A 17785-nucleotide genomic window follows, 5' to 3' on the forward strand; every position below is an offset into this window, starting at 1 on the left:
CGCGATGCCAGGCAGGATGAGAGGTCGCGTCACTCGACGCGTCAGGACGACATCAATGTTCAGGGAGGCTGAGCATGACCCAGGCCGCAGTTCATGGAAGACGGGCCACTCTCGAATCAGCCGACGAGCCTGACAGGCGCGACGGCCATCTCACAGCCGGGGTAAGAACCTCGCTTCCTCAGCTCAAGGTATCCTCCACCGCCGCGCGCCGCCGAGTGCTTTTCGTCACGACGGAGATCGCCGATTTCATCAAGGCGGGCGGCCTAGGAGACGTCTCGGCGGCGCTGCCGCGGGCGTTGACACCGGCTTTTGATGTTCGCGTCGTGATGCCGGGTTACCGTCAGATACTCGAGTCCGGGTATCAGATCGCCGTGGTCGGTCATCTGCCCGCCCGCTACGATCTGCCGGCCTGCGATATCGGCCAGCTCGTGTGTGACGACGGCCTGCTCATCTACGTCATCCTCTGCCCCGAGCTTTATGATCGCGTGGGCAATGCCTACGGCGATGAGCTCGGCGTGGGTTGGAGCGACAACGACATCCGGTTCGCTCGCCTGGCACTGGCCGCCGCGGAGATCGTCAACGATCCGGCCCTGCTGGACTGGCAGGTCGACCTTTTGCACCTCAACGACTGGGCGACCGGGCTCGCCGCCGGCTACGTGCGCTGGCTGGGCCGACGCTACGTTCCGTCCGTCTACACCATTCATAACCTCGCCTATCAGGGTGTCTTCCCGGCGGATCGGATGGCCGCGCTGGGCATTCCGCCGTCGGCGTTTCATGTCGACGGCGTGGAGTTCTACGACCAGATATCGTTCATGAAGGCGGGGCTGTCATACGCCTCTCATGTCACTACGGTCAGCAACAACTACGCCGACGAGATCACGAGGCCGGCATTCGGCTGCGGTCTCGAAGGGCTCTTGAAGAAGCGCGCGCTCGAAGGTCGCCTCAGCGGCCTGCTCAACGGGATCGACGATCGCTGGGACCCGCGCAACGATCCGCATCTGGCGCCCAATTTCGGCATCAACGACTGGCACGGCAAGCGCGCCAACACGCAGCGCGTGCGTCGCATGTTCGGGCTCGATCCCAGTGGCGGCCCGCTGTTCGCCGTCGTCTCGCGTCTGGTCGCCCAGAAAGGGCTCGACCTGACGGTAGAGGTAGCCGAGTCCATCGTTCGGGCGGGCGGGCAGCTCGTGGTCATCGGTCGCGGCGAGTACGTCATCGAGCAGTCGCTCATGGCGATGGCGGCCCGCTTTCCGGGGCATGTCGGCGTCAACATCGGCTTCGATGAGGGCGAAGCGCGCCAGATCTACGCTGGCAGCGATTTTCTGCTGATGCCGTCTCGCTTCGAGCCCTGTGGCTTGAGCCAGCTCTATGCCCAGCGTTTCGGTTCGCTGCCCATCGCGCATCGCACCGGCGGCCTGGCGGATACCATTCAGGACGGCATCAACGGCCTGCTGTTCGACGAGATGAGTCTCGAGAGCTATAGGGCAACGGTGCTGCGCGCCTTCGATCTGTTTCATGCCACCGACCTCTTCTACGCCATGCGCCGTGCGGCGATGGCCGGCCGTCTGCACTGGCGGCAGGCCGTGGTGCCTTATCGCCGGCTCTACGGTGAACTGATGTCCAACGCCAGGGTCGGCGCAAGCTCAGGGGAGGCCACATGAATCACTCCTTATCGACGGCCGGGGCCTGGGATGTGGCCGGTGTGTGGCGGCCGCTGGGCGTCGAGTTGCAGGACCGGCTGCGCAGTCTGCTGCCGATACTGGCCATGGTGATGGCGACGCCCAATGATCCAGCCGCCGAGCCCACGCTTCACTGGGACGACGAAGACTGGATGCGGGTACGCGCCGTTCGCCACGGGGGCGGCATGCCGCTTTCGTTTTACCGGCTCGACGTGGCGCCCTGGTTCGAATCGCGCTTCTCGCCGCCCTTCGACTGGGACCGCCTGGCACAGGAACTCGTGCCGTACGTCGCCGATCTCGGCTTTACGCACGTTGCACTCGATGCCGGTTTGCTGAAAGCGGAGGACACCGTCGCTGCACGGTTCGTCGAAACCTGCCACGTGGCCGGCGTCGGCGTGATCGTTCGCGGCGACGAGAGTCACTGCTTTGCCGAAAATGGCTGGCGCGAGCGCTGTCGACGGCTCCATCTCGACGGCATCGAAGAGATACAGGAGGACGGCCGGCCGGCGCGCTGCCGCCTGTTCGTCGACGTCGATGCCCGTGAAGAGCTCAAGCTGGAATTTCGTCCGCGCTGGCGAGAGGCGAGCGCGGCCTATCTCGCATTCACGCCCGGTGAGCGTACCGAGCACCATGCGGACTGGATCGAGGCGTTGACCCCCGTCGAGAGCGGACGCGGCATTCTCGAACAGTCCCCATCGCTCGAAACGCCGATCGGACGCTGGCGCCGGCCCATTCACGGCGACGCCTGGCAGCGGTTCGCGACGCTGCGTACGACCCTGGCGACGATGTGGGCGCTGCCCGGTGAGAAATGGCTGAGCATGGGCGTGGAGTTCGCGCAGGATCTCGCCGAACCCTTCGACAAACCGATGCACTGGCCGCTGCTGCTCGAGACTCCGCATGCCGGCATGCTGCGGCTGGTCGCGGATCTCAATCGCCTGTATGTCAACGAGCCGGCACTCCAGGTGCGCGACAACGAACGCTACGGTTTCCGCTGGCTCGTTGCCGATGACAGTGACAACAACGTCGTCGTCTTTGCCCGGCGGGCCGAAAGCGGTCACGCCACGCTGCTGTGCATCAGCAACTTCGACGCTCAGGTCCATCACGACTACCGCTTCGGGGTACCCGCCGCCGGTCGCTGGCGGGAGATATTCAACAGCGACAGCGTTTTCTACGGTGGCAGCAACGTCGGCAACGGTCGCGTCCTCAACACCGCCCCCCAGAGCAGCCATGGCTGGTCCCAATCCCTGTCGCTGATCGTGCCGCCCCTGGCAACGCTCTTCTTGCGTCACGAAATCTGGTACGAGGAAGCCCAATGAGTACGCCACGTCCTTCGTCGTCGGATTCGTCCAGCGGGCGCCCGTTCGTGCCCACTTACGGCGCCACACCGGGTCGTGATGGCGTCACGCGGTTTCGTCTGTGGGCGCCCAATGCGGCTCGGGTAGTCCTGGAGCGGGAAGGTGCGCCTGCCATTGCCATGACGCCGGCCGACGACGGCGATTTCGTCGCTGAAGCCGACTGTCCCCCCGGCAGTGCCTATCGCTATCGCGTCTTCGTCGGTGACGACGAGGCCGGCATGGCCGTCCCCGATCCGGCTTCCAAGGCGCTGCGTGACGGCGTCGACGGTCATTCCATCGTCGTCGACCCCTCGGCCTACGCCTGGCAGCATCCCGAGTGGCAGGGACGCCCCTGGGAAGAGACCGTCATCTACGAGGTACACCTTGGCGCATGCGGCGGGATCGACGGTCTAAAGGCGCAGCTGCCGGCGCTCGTCGAGCTCGGCATTACCGCCATCGAGCTGATGCCGCTCGCCGAATGCCCCGGCGAGCGCAACTGGGGCTACGACGGCGTTCAGCCCTACGCCGTTGCCGCCCACTACGGCTCCCCCGAGGCGCTCAAGGCACTGGTCGACGCGGTGCACGCGCACGGCCTGATGATCTTTCTGGATGTCGTCTACAACCACTTCGGGCCCGACGGCAACTTTCTGCCGCACTACGCCAAGCGCTTTTTCCGCGAGGATCTCCAGACGCCCTGGGGAGCGGCGATCGATTTCCGCGAGCCGCGGGTGAGACGCTTTTTCATCGACAATGCGTTGATGTGGCTCGACGACTACCGCTTCGACGGCCTGCGATTCGACGCCGTCCATGCCATCAGCGAGCGGGATTTCCTGGTCGAACTCCAGCAGACGCTGAGACGTGACGTGGGGTCGCGCCGACACTGCCATCTGATTCTCGAAAACGAGCACAACGAGTCGAGCCATCTCGGTAAGGGGGGCTTCGATGCGCAGTGGGCCGATGACTGGCACAACGTGATGCACGTGCTGCTGACCGGGGAGAAAGAGGGCTATTACGCCGATTTCTTCGACAGTGCGACCGACAAGCTCGCCACGGTGCTGCGCGAGGGCTTCCTCTATCAGGGGCAGACGACGCGCAAGGGCGAGTCGCGCGGCGAGCCGAGTGGGCACCTGCCATCCACGGCTTTCGTCAATTTCCTGCAGAACCACGATCAGATCGGCAACCGGGCGCTCGGCGATCGTCTGAGCACGCTGGTCGAGCCGGCCGCGCTCGAGGCGGCGACGCTCGCGCTGCTGCTGACGCCGCCAATCCCGCTGATCTTCATGGGGGAAGAGTGGGGCTCCAAGCAACCGTTTCTGTTCTTCACCGATCATCGCGACGAGCTCGCCGACGCGGTACGCGAAGGGCGCCGGCGTGAATTCGCCGACTTCAGCGCGTTCGAGGACCCGGCCCAGCGCGAACGAATTCCCGATCCCAACGCTGCCGCCACCTTTGAGGCGTCGCGTCTCGACGCGAGCGAAGCGCAGCACCCTGATCACCGCGTGCGGCGGGAACAGTTCGCGCGCTGGCTGGCGCTGCGACATTGCGTGCTGGTGCCTCGCCTCGACGGCGCCAGCGGCGAGAGCGCCAGCGTGCTCGGCGACAGGGCAGTGGAGGCCACCTGGCGGCTGGGTGATGCCAGCCGCCTCACGCTGCGGATCAATCTCTCGCGTGAGGCGGTCGCTATCGAAGATGAGACGATGGCGTGGGTCACATCCCATGACGAGATACGCGAGGCGCTCGCGAACCGCGAGCTGCCTCCCCATAGTGCGGCACTCTGGCTCGAGCCGAGTGCGGATACCCGCGGCAAGGATGCCCAGAATCCATGAACGATGACGATAGTAGTGCCCCTGCGAGTGCCGACCGCGATCCCTCTTCGCTCCGGGCGCTCGCCGAGGCGGTAGGGCTCATTCTCGAGTGGTCGGGAAGCGACGATCAGCCGAAGACACTAGCCCCCGAGCGTCAGCGTGAGATGCTCGCCCGCCTCGGATTCTCGGCGGACGACGAGACCCAGGCGAGCGAAAGTCTCGATCGCCTGCGACAGCGGCTACCCCCTTACGACTGCCAGACGCTACCGCCACTGCTGATCGCCGATCAGGGCGTGAGCTATGCCGTGCCGCTGATGAGCGGTGCGGGCATGGCCTTTACGCTGCGCCTGGAGAGCGGCGAAACGCTGGAAGGCCAGCTAGACGATTGGGGATGTCTGCCGATCGTCCGCGCCTGTGGCTATCACAGCCTGACGCTGATGGGCCGACGCGGCGAAGAGTGCGCGACACGAACCCTGGCAGTGGCGCCGTCGCGCTGCTTCATGCCCTCGGACGTTCTCTCCTCGCCGTCGCCGTCGACCCGGCTTTGGGGGGTCGCGGCTCAGCTCTACGGGCTTCGACGTGAAGGCGACGGCGGGCTCGGCGATCTCGAAAGTCTCGCGGCACTCTGTGAGTCGCTCGGCAGCGCAGGCGCCGACGCCCTGGCGATCAGCCCGATCCATGCGCAGCTCGGCGATGATGGCCGCAACTACAGCCCTTACTCCCCCTCGAGCCGGCTCTACTACAACGTCTGGCACGCCGCGCCCGAGGCGCTGTTCGATGCCGAGACGCTGGCCAAGGTGCGCGAGCCGTTCGCCGATGCCATGGCAGCGCAGGAGCAGCAGACGCTGATCGACTGGCCGACGAGCGTGCGATTGAAGCTCGAGATGCTCGAGCGACTGTTCGACCACGTGCAGCGCGACGAGAGTGCGCTGGCATGGCGCTCACAGTTCGTCGCTTTTCGACGTGACGGCGGCGAGGCACTGGAGCGCCACTGTCGCTTCGAGGCGCTCCAGGCGCATGCCGAGACCCGGGACTGGCGACAGTGGCCCGCCGAGTGGCAGAACGCCTACAGCGACACGGTCGAGGCCTTCGTCGACGAGCATCGTGAAACGGTGACATTCGCCGCCTTTCTGCAGTGGCTGATGGCTGCAGGGCTCGACGCGGTTCAGCAGCGCGCCAAGGAGGCGGGCATGTCGGTGGGATTGATCGCCGACCTTGCCGTCGGCGTCGACCCCAGCGGTAGCCAGGCCTGGAGCTTCCCGGAAGAGATGCTGACTACCTTCAGCGTGGGCGCGCCGCCGGACGCCTTCAACGCGCACGGGCAAAAGTGGGGCGTAGCGGCGTTTTCCCCGTTGGGGCTGGTCGACAGCGGCTACCGTGGTTTTCTCGGCATGCTGCGCGCCGGCTTCGCCCATGCAGGCGGCCTGCGGATCGATCACATCCTGGGGCTGTCACGCCTGTGGCTGATCCCCGAAGGCGTCGAGGCGGACGGGGGCGCCTATCTTCGCTATCCGCTGGACGACATGCTGCGGCTCGTCGCCCTGGAATCCTGGCGTCATAGGGCGATCGTCATCGGCGAGGATCTGGGGACCGTCGAGGCGGGCCTGCGCGAGCAGCTCGAGAGTCGTGGCGTCCTCGGCATCAGCGTGTTCTGGTTCGAACGTGACGGCGATGACTTTCTCCCGGCCGCGAAGTGGCGTAGCGGCACCATGGCCACCACGACGACCCATGACCTGCCCACGATCGCCGGCTGGTGGCAGGGGCATGATCTCGAGTGGCGCGAATCGCTCGGGCTGTTCGGCGAGGGCGAAACGCTGGAAGGCAGTCGTGCCGAGCGGCGCCGGGACCGCCGACGTCTCGCCGAGGCGTGCGGACTCGGTTTTGCCGACGCCGACGACGGGCTCGACAGCGATGCCATCGCCGTCGACACGGTCATCGATGCCGTGATCGACTTCGTCAACGCCACGCCCACGGCGCTGACGCTACTGCCGCTCGAAGACGTGCTCGGGCTGATCGAGCAGCCCAACCTGCCCGGTACGATCGACGAACACCCCAACTGGCGGCGTCGGCTCACGGCCCCCGCGAGCGAGCTGCTCAAAGCGCCGGCGGCGCAGCAGCGGCTTTCACGCATCGCCGACGGCCGTCAGGGAGAAGACGCATGAGACAGATTCGCGCCACCGTACGCCTGCAGTTGCACAAGGATTTCGACTTCGAGCAGGCGCGCCGGCAGGTCGACTACTACGCCGCACTGGGCGTCAGTCACTACTATCTGTCGCCCATTCTGCGCTCGCGGCAGGGTTCCACGCACGGCTACGACGGCGTCGACCCCACGCGGATCGACCCCGAGCTCGGCGGCGAAGCCGGCTTCGAAGCGCTGGTCGAGACCCTGCACGCACATGACATGGGCGTGATCGCCGACATCGTCCCCAACCACCTCGCCGTGAGTTCGGAAAACCCCTGGTGGCAGGATCTGCTCGCCAACGGACGTGACGGCGAGTTCGCCCGCTGTTTCGACGTCGACTGGGATCAGCCGGGCGCCGAGGGTCGGCTGCTGCTGCCGTTTCTGGGCGATCGCTATCAAACGATTCTCGAGGCCGGCGAGCTCACGCTCGTTCACGACGCCGAGCGCCAGCGTTTCCTCGTGGCCTATCACGAGAATCGCTTCCCCATCGGCGACCGCCATACACAGGCGATTCTCGACAGTGGTGACGGTCGCGACCCGCAGGCCGCGCTTGCCAACTACGATGTCGCGACGGTGCAGGGTCGGGCACGCCTTCACGCGCTGCTCGAAAAGCAGGCCTATCGGCTCGCCCACTGGCGCATGGGCAACGATGCGCTCAACTGGCGGCGCTTTTTCGATATCACCGAGCTTGCCGGTGTGCGCGTCGAAGACGAGAGCGTGTTCGATCTCTCCCACGCCTGCATCCTGTCACTGGTCGAGCGCGGGCTGATCGACGGGCTGCGCATCGATCACGTCGACGGGCTCGCGGACCCCAAGGGCTACTGCCTGCGCCTGCGTCAGCGTCTGGATGCGATTGCCGGGCGCACCGAATCGGTGTCGCGCATTCCGATCTACGTCGAGAAGATCCTCGCCGGCCATGAAACCCTGCACACCGACTGGGGCGTGGACGGCACCAGCGGTTACGAGTTTCTGGATGCCGTCTCCGGGGTCCAGCACGACCCGGCGGGCGAGGCGCCGCTCAAGCAGCTATGGCGAGACGTCAGCGGGCGCAGCGGGGATTTCGCCGCCGAGATTCGGGCAGCGCGTCGCGAGATGATCGAAGGGCCGCTGACGGCCGAGTTCGAACGCTGCGTGCTGTCGTTTCGCGCCCTGGCGCGGCGCGACGTGTCGACTCGCGAGCTCAGCGAACCGGCGATCCGTCGCGTGACCCACGCGCTGGCGGTCGCCTATCCGGTCTATCGCAGCTACGCCGACCGTGACGGTCGCCCGGCTCAGGACGCCAAGGATTTCGCCGCGGCACGCGCGCTCGCCGCCAAGACGTTGTCCGCTCCGGACGCTGCCTGGCTTTCGCGGTTCGATGCCTGGCTCGGCGGTGAAGCCCCCGGCGACTACGATGATGACGAAGCGGCGTTGCGGCTCGAAGCGATCGCGCGTTTCCAGCAGTTGACCTCGCCGCTGGCAGCCAAGGCGGTGGAAGATACCGCCGGCTATCGCTCAGCGACCCTGATCTCGCGTAACGACGTGGGCTGTGAAGGGGAGACTTTCGCCTACGCTCCTGCCCACTTTCACGCCCAGAGCGAGACGCGTCGCGCCGCATTCCCGCGCGGGATGATCACGACCGCCACCCATGACCACAAACGTGGCGAGGACGTGCGCGCGCGGCTGGCGGCAATCAGCGAGCTGACGGCGCTGGTGCCCAGTCTCGACGCCTGGTCGCGAGATGCGAGGCTTTACGACGGCGTCGATCGCCCCAGCGGTGGCGACCGGCTGATGCTGCTGCAGGTCATGCTGGCCGCTTGGCCGATCGGGCTTGCCGGCGATGACCGCGATGGCCTGGCAGGCTATGCCGACCGACTCGCCGCCTGGCAGCAGAAGGCGATGCGCGAAGCCAAGCTCGACAGCCACTGGCTGGCGCCGGACGCCGACTACGAGCAGGCCGGCGAAGACGTCATTCGCCGGCTGCTTTGCGGAGACGAGGTGACACGCGAACTCGCCGCTGCGGCACGACGACTCGACCTGCCGGGTGCCATCAACGGCCTGGCACAAACGACGCTCAGACTCTGCGCGCCGGGGGTGCCGGATCTCTACCAGGGCACCGAGTTCTGGGATCAGACGCTGGTCGACCCCGATAACCGTCGCCCGGTGGACATGGCGGCGCGACGCGACGCCCTGGACTCGATGAACGCCAAGGATGCCTGGCGCTACTGGCAGGACGGTGCGGTCAAGCAGCTCGTCATCCAACGCCTGCTGGCGCTACGTCAGGAGAACCCTGCGCTGTTCCTCGAAGGGGATTACCAGCCGTTGAACGCCGAGGGCGACAAGGCGGCGCACGTCATCGCCTTCGCCCGCACGACGCCGACGGCGACGGTGGTCGCCGCCGTCCCGCGTCTGTCGACGGCGCTTGCCCGCGAAGGTAGCGCGACGCTCGACTGGGGGAACACCCGTTTGCGTCTCGATGGACTCGAGAAATGGAATGGCGGCACCGAGCAGTTCACCCATGAGGCCGTAACCGCCGACGAAACGCTGTCGCTGGGCCATGCAATGCGGGACTTCCCCTGCGCGGTCTGGGTATGGCGTGCATGACGTCAGCCGCTATGGTTAGAAGTAGGGTTGGAGAGTGGAGGGCATCGATGGTCAGTTCCTTCGTCGATGCCTCAGGAAAGAGAGAGAAACTAAGGTCCCGAGAATCGACAGTGACGTTCTCGAGACGAGATGAAGTGACGGCGGGGCAGGGAAGCCCCCGTCTTTTGACCGTACAAGGGGAAAGATCATGACGAGTCGCGAGCAGCGGGTGCGGATGTTGGCCTATCGAATCTGGGAGTCCGAGGGGCGCCCGGAGGGTCAGGAGCAGCGCCATTGGGAGATGGCAGAGCGTATCGTCGAGGCGGAGAACGCCCGCGAAGAAGAGCACGAGTGGCAGCCAGCTGGTGACGAGCCGTCTCCGCTGGAAGGCGAGGAGCCGCCGGCGGAACCCGACGAGATCGGTATCGACGAGCCGCGGCTTCCCCTCGATGACCCCGAGACCGAGGCGTTGAAGGAAGAGGATACCGCCGTCGAGGTTCGTCCGACCGAAGAGGCGCAGCCGCAAGACGACGTTTCGCCAACGGCCGAAGGCACCGATGCGGCATCGAAGGCCAAGCCGACGAGCAAGCGCAGCACGACGAAGCGCGCCTCGACGAGCCAGAAGTCGTCGACGAATCAGAAGACGACCGCGAGCAAGCGCGCCGGTTCGAGCACCAAGAGCACGACGAAAGCGTCGTCGAACGCCAGCAGCGCCGATACGACGGCGGCCACGACGCGTAAACCGCGGTCCAGTCGCAGCAAAAACGATTAGCCCGACCCAACCGCCGGGGCGCATTCAGGAAAGAAGCGCCCCGGTGTCCTGCGTGGCTCGATGGTTGGCGCCACGCAGGCGTAATGCTTGTTCAGCCCTCCCGACGGCTCAGGCCGGGGATCTCAATTAGACGGGGCGAACCCGGTCTTCGATGGAGCGACACATGACCGAACGACACGATAGCGAAACCGACGAAGGTATGGCCCTGCAGGGCGGTTTCGTGATGGGGTCGAGAATCCAGGAAGGCCTCCCCCATCCGCTGGGTGCGACCTGGGACGGACTCGGGGTCAACTTTGCCCTGTTCTCCGCGCACGCGACGCGCGTCGAGCTTTGCCTGTTCGACGAGGCGGGCGAAGAGGAGATCGAGAGAATCGTGCTGCCCGAATACACCGATGAGGTGTGGCACGGCTATCTGCCCGATGCCCGACCGGGTCAGCTCTACGGTTATCGGGTTCACGGCCCTTACGAACCGGAGGCGGGGCATCGCTTCAACCCCAACAAGCTCCTGATCGATCCCTACGCCAAACAGCTGGTGGGCGAACTGGTATGGGATGACGCGCTCTACGGCTACACCATCGGTCACGAAGACGGGGACCTGAGCTTCGATGAGCGTGACAGCGCGCCGTTCATGCCGCGCTGTCGGGTCATCGACCCCGCCTTCACCTGGGGCCGGTCTACCGAGATCATGGTGCCCTGGAGCGACACGGTCATCTACGAAGCCCACGCGCGTGGCTACACCATGCGCCACCCGGCCGTGCCCGAGGAGCTACGCGGGACCTTCTCGGGGCTCGCCGTCCCGGAGGTGATCGACTATCTCAAGGCGCTGGGTATCTCTTCCATGGAGCTGATGCCGATCCACGCCTTCGCCGACGATCGCCATCTCCAGGAGAAGGACCTGCACAACTACTGGGGATACAACACCCTGGCGTTCTTCGTGCCGCATCCGCGCTACATGGCGACCGAAAGCATCAGTGAATTCAAGCAGATGGTGGCGCGCTATCACGCCGCCGGCATCGAAGTGCTGCTCGACGTGGTCTACAACCACACCGCCGAAGGCAACGAGATGGGGCCGACGCTGTCGTTCAAGGGGATCGACAACGCTTCCTACTATCGCCTGATGCCGGAAGAGAATCGTTACTACATCAACGACACCGGCACGGGTAATACGCTCAACCTGTCGCATCCCCGTGTGCTGCAGATGGTCACCGACTCGCTTCGCTACTGGGCCAGCGAGATGCGCGTCGACGGCTTTCGTTTCGACTTGGCGACGATTCTCGGCCGCGAGAGCGATGGCTTCGACGAGGGCGGTGGCTTTCTCGACTCCTGCCGACAGGACCCGCTGCTGTCGCAGTGCAAACTGATCGCCGAGCCTTGGGACTGCGGCCCCGGCGGCTATCAGGTCGGCAAGTTTCCGCCGGGATGGGCGGAGTGGAACGATCGCTTCCGCGACGACATGCGTGCATTCTGGCGCGGCGACGAGGGCAAGCTTCCCGCGTTCGCCAATCGGCTGACGGCGTCCGCGGATCTGTTCAACCATCGCGGTCGCAAGGCGTTCTCGTCGATCAACTTCGTCACCGCTCACGACGGCTTCACGCTGCGCGATCTGGTCAGCTACAGCGACAAGCACAACGAGGCCAACGGTGAAGACAATCAGGACGGTCACGACGATAACGTCTCCTGGAACCACGGCGCCGAAGGCGAAACGGACGACGCCGAGATTCGCGAGCTGCGCATGCGCCAGATGCGCAACCAGCTGGCGACGCTGATTCTCTCTCAAGGCACGCCGATGCTGCTGGGCGGCGATGAGTTCGGTCGCACCCAGGGCGGCAACAACAACGCCTACTGTCAGGACAGCGAGATCGGCTGGGTCGACTGGGACTTCTCCGACGAAGGGCGTGAGCTGCTCGCCTTCACTCGCAAGCTGATCCGCCTGCGCCGACACTACCCGATCCTCGAGCGGGGGCGCTTCATGACCGGCAAGCTCAACGAGCAGTTGGGCATCAAGGACGTGACTTGGCTGACGCCCGACGCCGAGGAGATGGTCGATGATGACTGGCACCGCGACAACGCCAAGGCGATTGCAGTGGTGCTCGACGGTCACGCGCAGCCGACCGGCATCTGTGCGCCGGGCAACGACGTCACCGTGCTGCTCACGATCAACGCAAGTCCCGAGGAGGTCGTTTTCGTGCTGCCGGAATCCCCCGGCGGCAGTCAGTGGGTGCGCCGTATCGATACCTTCGACCCGGCCGCCGAGGACGTTCGCTGCGACATGAAGACGGAATATGGCGTCAAGGGTCGCAGCCTTTCGCTGTTCGAGCTGGTCGAAGAGGGTCGTGGCGCGCCGCATGCCTGATGTCGAACGTACAGACGTCGCTCACGGAAGTTCACGCGCCGATGACCAGGGAGAGTTCATGACACAGACCGATATCGCAGCTAGCGCCGCATCGACGATCGATGCGGCCGACATGGAAGCACTCGCCACCGGCACCCATGCCAATCCGTTTTCGGTGCTCGGCCCGCATAGACGAGGTGACGGTCGCGTTGAAGTGCGTGCCTACCTGCCCGGGGCCGAAGGGGTGACGCTGATCGCCGCCGAGGACGACCGTACGCTGGCGGAGTGCCGGGTCGGCGGCATCGCCGGGCTGTTCATCGGCGAACTTCCCACGGAACAAGCCTACCGGCTGCGCGTCCGCTGGCCGGCCTCCGAACAGATCGTTGCGGATTCCTACGCCTTCGAGCTACTGCTCGGTGAAACCGATCTCTACCTGATCGGCGAGGGTAACCACCGCCGACTCGGGCACTGCCTGGGGGCGCAGCAGATGAGCGTCGCCGGGGTCGACGGCGTGCGCTTCGCCGTCTGGGCACCCAATGCGCAGCGCGTCGCGGTCGTCGGGGATTTCAACGGCTGGGATACCCGCCGCCACGGCATGCGCGCTCGCTACCCCTCCGGCGTCTGGGAGATTTTTGTGCCCGGTCTCGCCGCCGGCGAGCGTTACAAGTTCGCGCTCATCGACATCAACGGCGAGCGCTCGCTCAAGGCCGATCCCATGGCGCTCTCCACCGAGGCACCGCCGCTGACGGCATCGGTCGTGGCGAGTTCGGCCTCCTTCGAATGGCACGACGACGAGTGGATGGCCAATCGCGGCGGGCGCCACGCGCCGAGCGCGCCGATCTCGATCTACGAGATCCATGCCAACTCGTGGCGCAAGCACGGTGGCGATGACGGTGAGATCTATCAGTGGCCCGATCTGGTCGATTCGCTGATTCCCTACGTGGTCGAGATGGGGTTCACCCATATCGAATTGATGCCGATCATGGAGTATCCGTTCGGCGGCTCCTGGGGCTACCAGCCGCTGTCGCTGTTCGCGCCCAGCGGACGTTTCGGCACGCCGGCGGATTTCGCCGCCTTCATCGATGCCTGCCACCGGGCCGGCGTCGGGGTGATTCTCGACTGGGTGCCGGGCCACTTTCCTTCCGATCCGCACGGGCTCGCCCGCTTCGACGGAACCGCGCTCTACGAATATGCGCATCCGTTCGAGGGGTATCACCAGGACTGGAACACCTACATCTACAATCTGGGGCGGCGCGAGGTACACGGCTTCATGCTCGCCTCGGCGCTGCACTGGCTGCGCGATTTCCACATCGATGGCCTGCGCGTGGATGCGGTGGCATCGATGATCTACCGCAACTACTCCCGGCGTGAGGGCGAATGGATTCCCAACCGCCACGGCGGCTCGGAGAATCTCGAGGCAGTAGAGTTCCTGCAGCATCTCAATCAGGTCGCCGCGAGCGAAGCGCCCGGCAGCGTCGTCATCGCCGAGGAGTCCACCGCGTGGCCCGGGGTCACTCGGCCGGTCGAACAGCAGGGCATGGGCTTCGACTACAAGTGGAACATGGGCTGGATGCACGACAGTCTGAGCTACATGAGTCACGACCCGCTCTATCGCGGCTTTCATCACGATCAGCTGACGTTCGGTCTGGTCTACGCCTTCGACGAGCGATTCATGCTGCCGATCTCCCACGATGAAGTGGTTCACGGCAAGGGGTCACTGATCGACAAGATGCCCGGCGACGAGTGGCAGCGTTTCGCCAATCTGCGCGCTTACTTGAGCTTCATGTGGTTCCATCCGGGCAAGAAGCTTCTGTTCATGGGCTGCGAATTCGCCCAGGGGCGTGAATGGAGTCATGATCGCGAGCTCGACTGGTTCCTGCTCGCCAACGCGCCCAATGCGGGTATCCAACGCCTTGTGCGCGATCTCAACACCGTCTATCGCGAACGGCCCGAACTGCACGTACGAGATTGCGACAGCGAAGGGTTCCACTGGGTGGTGGGCGACGACAGTCACAATAGCGTCTTCGCCTGGTGGCGAATCGACGCGCAGGGTAACCGCGTGCTCGCCGTCGCCAACATGACCCCGCGATCGCTGGACGGGTATCGCATCGGCGTTCCCGTCGCCGGTCAGTGGCGCGAACGCTTCAACTCCGACGCTGACTGCTACGGAGGCAGCAACCTGGGCAACGGCGGTGGCCTGACCACGGAATCGACGGCGGTCCATGGTGAATCGCAGTCGCTGGTGATGACACTGCCGCCGCTGGGAGTCGTGCTGCTGACACCCGGCGGCTGAAATCCCGGCGCCGGATCGAGTTCTCGGGGTCCGATGAAAACGCAGCCCCCCCGACGCCCTGGCGCCGGAGGGACTGTTTTGAGTGCCGACGTTTCTGTCTTGCCGTTTTTTCAAGACATCTCTTGACCGCCGTTTCTGTCGCGACCGGTCTCAGCCCACCGTCATGCCCTGACGCTGGGCGAGCAGCGCGCGGGTGACGCCGTTGGTCCAGCCAAAGCCGTCCTGGAGCGGGTATTCGCCGCCGCCGGCGAGTTCGGCGCCGGGGTAGAGCACGTACTTCTCCACCAGCTTGTGTTCGCGCTGGTAGAGATCGTCCACCAGCTTGAGCCAGCGGTCGGCCAGGTCCTCGGCGGCTTCGTCGAAGCCGTAGTGGCGAAACCCTTCGATCGCCATCCACTGCAGCGGTGCCCAGCCGTTGGGATGGTCCCACTGCTGGTGGCTGTCGTTGATCTCGGTAGTGACGAGACCGCCGGGGGCCAGCAGGCGCTGGACCACGATATTGACCACGCGCTCGGCCTGGTGCTTCGAGGCCAGCTGCAGATAGAGCGGTGCGACGCAGGCGGCGGTGAGGTGAATGCTGCGTTCGCCGCGCTGCCAGTCGTAGTCGTAGTAGGCGCCGCGCTCTTCGCACCAGAGATAGCGATCGACTGCCTCTCGCCGACGCTCGGCGCGGTCGCTGAAGACCTCGGCTTCCTCCCCTTCGTCGTTGGCCTTGCAGAGCTTGGCCAGAATGAATTCCAGGTGGTAGAGCATGGCGTTGAGTTCGATGGGAATGAACGCCGTGGTACGAATCGTCTTGAGATCCTGGGTGTCGTCCAGCCACCGCCCGCTGAAGTCCCAGCCACTTTCGGCACCCGCGCGAAGATCCCGGTAGAGCTCGTGCGAGGGTCGGTCGGTCTCCTGCGCCAGTTCGTAATCCTCACGATAGGACTCTTCTCGTGGCGTATTGCGATCGTCCCAGTGGCGATTGAGCAGGCTGTCCGCGTCGAGTCGTACGCAGCGGCGGTAGCACTCGCCCGGGGCCAGATCCGCTTCGCCGTCCATCCAGAAGGCGTATTCGCGCTTCAACTGCGGCAGATAGTCGATCGCCCGGCGCTGACCGCTCTGTTCGAGCAGCGCCACCATCATCGAGAACATCGGCAGTTGGGAGCGGCTCAGGTAGTAGCTGCGATTGCCGTTGGGCATGTGGCCATAGCGGGAGATCAGATCGGCACAGTTGTCGGTCACCGAGCAGAGCAGCGCGTCTTCGCCGCTGGCGGCCAGCCCCAGCATGGTGAAGTAGGAGTCCCAGTAGTAGAACTCGCGAAAGCGTCCGCCGGGTACGACGTAGTCGTGGGAGAGCGAGAGCAGCGACGACCACAGCGGGTGCTGACGGGAGTTGCGCGTCAGCGCCGGCCAGAGCTGATCGATGTGCTTGGCGATGTCCTCTTTCGGCCCGGCCTCGTAGCCGGTGCACTGCAGGGGGTCGTCGTCGAAGTACTCGTCGACGAAGGCGCGCAGGTCGAAATCGGGTTCGTGCCGAGCCGCTTCGAACGCCGCCATGATATGCGTCGGCGAGCGCTTGGGGACGCTGTCGGCGAACGTCTTCGAGTCCTCGAAGAGGTGGGCGAGCGCGACCGTCTCGAACAGTTCGCCGAAGCGGTCATGGGGCGTCACGGCGGCATCGAGAATGCGCTCGTCGGCTTCGTGATCGGCCTGAAGGCCGGTGGGCATCGTCGATTCCATAGCGTGAACGGGACCTGTTGGACGGTTTCAGAGGAGAGGGGTGTCGACGTCGTCCGACCGAGGCGAGCCCGCACCCGGCACGGGCTCGCCTCGGTCGGGTGCGCAGGGGCTCACTCCTGATAGTGCTGGAGTAGGCCGCCGTCGACGGGGAGCGTCGTGCCGGTCATGTAGTCGGCATCCGCCGAGGCGAGAAATGCCACGACGCCGGCGACGTCCTCGGAGCGGCCCAGCCGGTTGAGCGGTATGTTGCCGAGCAGGTGCTTGAGCTTTTCCGGGTCGTCGTCGAGGTCGGCATTGATCGGTGTCTTGATCGCCCCCGGCGCCACGCCGTTGACGGTGATGCCGAGCGGCGCCAATTCTACCGCGAGATTGCGCGTGAGCATGCGAATACCGCCCTTCGCCACGCAGTAGCTGCTGAAACCGGGAAAGGGAAGATCCTCGTGAACCGAGCTCATGTTGATGATGCGCCCGCCGTGCTCGGCGTCACGCAGATGATTCACGAACGCCTGGGTGGTGAAGAACACGCCTTTCAGATTGGTGTCCACCACGCTGTCGTAATCCGATTCGGTCACGTCCCAGAAGGGCGCTTCGATTTCGAGCCCGGCATTGTTGACCAGGATGTCGAGCCGGCCCATCGCCGCGACGCTTTCGTCGATCAGGCGTTGATTGGTTGCCGTGTCGGCGATGTCGCCGGTGACCACGGCGGCACGCCGGCCGTAGGCGCGTACGCGTTCGGCGCTCTCGTCGGCGCGCTCGGAGGGCTTGCTGCCGCTGATGACCACGTCGGCACCTTCCTGTGCCAGACGTTCGGCGATGGCACGGCCGATGCCCGAGGAGCTACCGGTCACGAGTGCCACCTGGCCGTCGAGACGGCCGCGACGCTGTGTCTGTTCGTCCATGATGCGTCCTTTGCTGGATAAAACGTCGAGTGTGTAACGGTTTCGTCCGGGAGCACGATGTCCCGGGGGCGCCTGCCGAGGCCTACGGCCCATCGATAGCGGCGGCCGCGATCACGCCGGGTGTCGTCATGAACCGCCGAACGCGCGACGCATACGAAACATGCTTAGAAGATAGAGCAGGCAGCGCTCAGCGACCAACTCC

Annotated in this window: 10 protein-coding genes; 8 read left to right on the forward strand and 2 right to left on the reverse strand. The window is 65.3% G+C overall.

Annotated elements, in window-relative coordinates; genetic code table 11:
- Positions 1-74: 74 nt before the first annotated feature.
- From glgA to glgB, 8 genes are all read left to right on the forward strand, one after another.
- Entirely contained in the window at positions 75-1661 is a 1587-nt protein-coding gene (gene glgA / locus DOM33_RS10985) for a glycogen synthase GlgA (protein WP_110668934.1), read from the forward strand.
- Positions 1658-2995, forward strand: coding sequence for an alpha amylase C-terminal domain-containing protein (locus tag DOM33_RS10990; protein ID WP_110668936.1), 1338 nt, complete (start codon positions 1658-1660; stop codon positions 2993-2995). The genes glgA and DOM33_RS10990 overlap by 4 nt, the downstream gene beginning before the upstream one ends.
- Positions 2992-4839: a malto-oligosyltrehalose trehalohydrolase gene (treZ, locus tag DOM33_RS10995; RefSeq protein ID WP_110668938.1), complete on the forward strand. Its 1848-nt coding sequence runs from the start codon at positions 2992-2994 to the stop codon at positions 4837-4839. Before DOM33_RS10990 ends, treZ begins: the two co-directional genes overlap by 4 nt.
- Complete coding sequence (gene malQ / locus DOM33_RS11000; protein WP_110668940.1) at positions 4836-6980, forward strand: 4-alpha-glucanotransferase; 2145 nt, start codon at positions 4836-4838, stop codon at positions 6978-6980. The genes treZ and malQ overlap by 4 nt, the downstream gene beginning before the upstream one ends.
- Positions 6977-9583: a malto-oligosyltrehalose synthase gene (treY, locus tag DOM33_RS11005; RefSeq protein ID WP_110668942.1), complete on the forward strand. Its 2607-nt coding sequence runs from the start codon at positions 6977-6979 to the stop codon at positions 9581-9583. The genes malQ and treY overlap by 4 nt, the downstream gene beginning before the upstream one ends.
- A 187-nt stretch (positions 9584-9770) precedes the next feature.
- Positions 9771-10334, forward strand: coding sequence for a DUF2934 domain-containing protein (locus DOM33_RS11010; RefSeq protein WP_110668944.1), 564 nt, complete (start codon positions 9771-9773; stop codon positions 10332-10334).
- 163 nt (positions 10335-10497) lie between these two features.
- Complete coding sequence (gene glgX, locus DOM33_RS11015) at positions 10498-12687, forward strand: glycogen debranching protein GlgX (protein ID WP_110668946.1); 2190 nt, start codon at positions 10498-10500, stop codon at positions 12685-12687.
- Positions 12688-12745: 58 nt separating this feature from the next.
- Complete coding sequence (gene glgB / locus DOM33_RS11020; RefSeq protein WP_110668948.1) at positions 12746-14959, forward strand: 1,4-alpha-glucan branching protein GlgB; 2214 nt, start codon at positions 12746-12748, stop codon at positions 14957-14959.
- Between the two features lie 150 nt (positions 14960-15109).
- Here glgB and treF read toward each other — a convergent pair whose 3' ends face one another.
- The gene (gene treF, locus DOM33_RS11025) at positions 15110-16672 is read right to left on the reverse strand and encodes an alpha,alpha-trehalase TreF (RefSeq protein ID WP_110668950.1); all 1563 of its coding nucleotides are present in this window, start codon (positions 16670-16672) and stop codon (positions 15110-15112) included.
- A gap of 122 nt (positions 16673-16794) precedes the next feature.
- Positions 16795-17583, reverse strand: a complete 789-nt coding sequence (locus DOM33_RS11030) for an SDR family NAD(P)-dependent oxidoreductase (protein WP_110668952.1) — start codon at positions 17581-17583, stop codon at positions 16795-16797.
- Between the last annotated feature and the right edge of the window lie 202 nt (positions 17584-17785).

This window comes from Salinicola halophilus, from assembly GCF_003206155.1.
GTDB lineage: Bacteria > Pseudomonadota > Gammaproteobacteria > Pseudomonadales > Halomonadaceae > Salinicola > Salinicola halophilus.

Excerpts from the sequence above, each read along its gene's own strand:
- glgA (WP_110668934.1), top strand. The coding sequence starts at position 75 with ATGACCCAGGCCGCAGTTCATGGAAGACGGGCCACTCTCGAATCAGCC.
- DOM33_RS10990 (WP_110668936.1), top strand. The coding sequence starts at position 1,658 with ATGAATCACTCCTTATCGACGGCCGGGGCCTGGGATGTGGCCGGTGTG.
- treZ (WP_110668938.1), top strand. The coding sequence starts at position 2,992 with ATGAGTACGCCACGTCCTTCGTCGTCGGATTCGTCCAGCGGGCGCCCG.
- malQ (WP_110668940.1), top strand. The coding sequence starts at position 4,836 with ATGAACGATGACGATAGTAGTGCCCCTGCGAGTGCCGACCGCGATCCC.
- treY (WP_110668942.1), top strand. The coding sequence starts at position 6,977 with ATGAGACAGATTCGCGCCACCGTACGCCTGCAGTTGCACAAGGATTTC.
- DOM33_RS11010 (WP_110668944.1), top strand. The coding sequence starts at position 9,771 with ATGACGAGTCGCGAGCAGCGGGTGCGGATGTTGGCCTATCGAATCTGG.
- glgX (WP_110668946.1), top strand. The coding sequence starts at position 10,498 with ATGACCGAACGACACGATAGCGAAACCGACGAAGGTATGGCCCTGCAG.
- glgB (WP_110668948.1), top strand. The coding sequence starts at position 12,746 with ATGACACAGACCGATATCGCAGCTAGCGCCGCATCGACGATCGATGCG.
- treF (WP_110668950.1), bottom strand. The coding sequence starts at position 16,672 with ATGCCCACCGGCCTTCAGGCCGATCACGAAGCCGACGAGCGCATTCTC.
- DOM33_RS11030 (WP_110668952.1), bottom strand. The coding sequence starts at position 17,583 with ATGGACGAACAGACACAGCGTCGCGGCCGTCTCGACGGCCAGGTGGCA.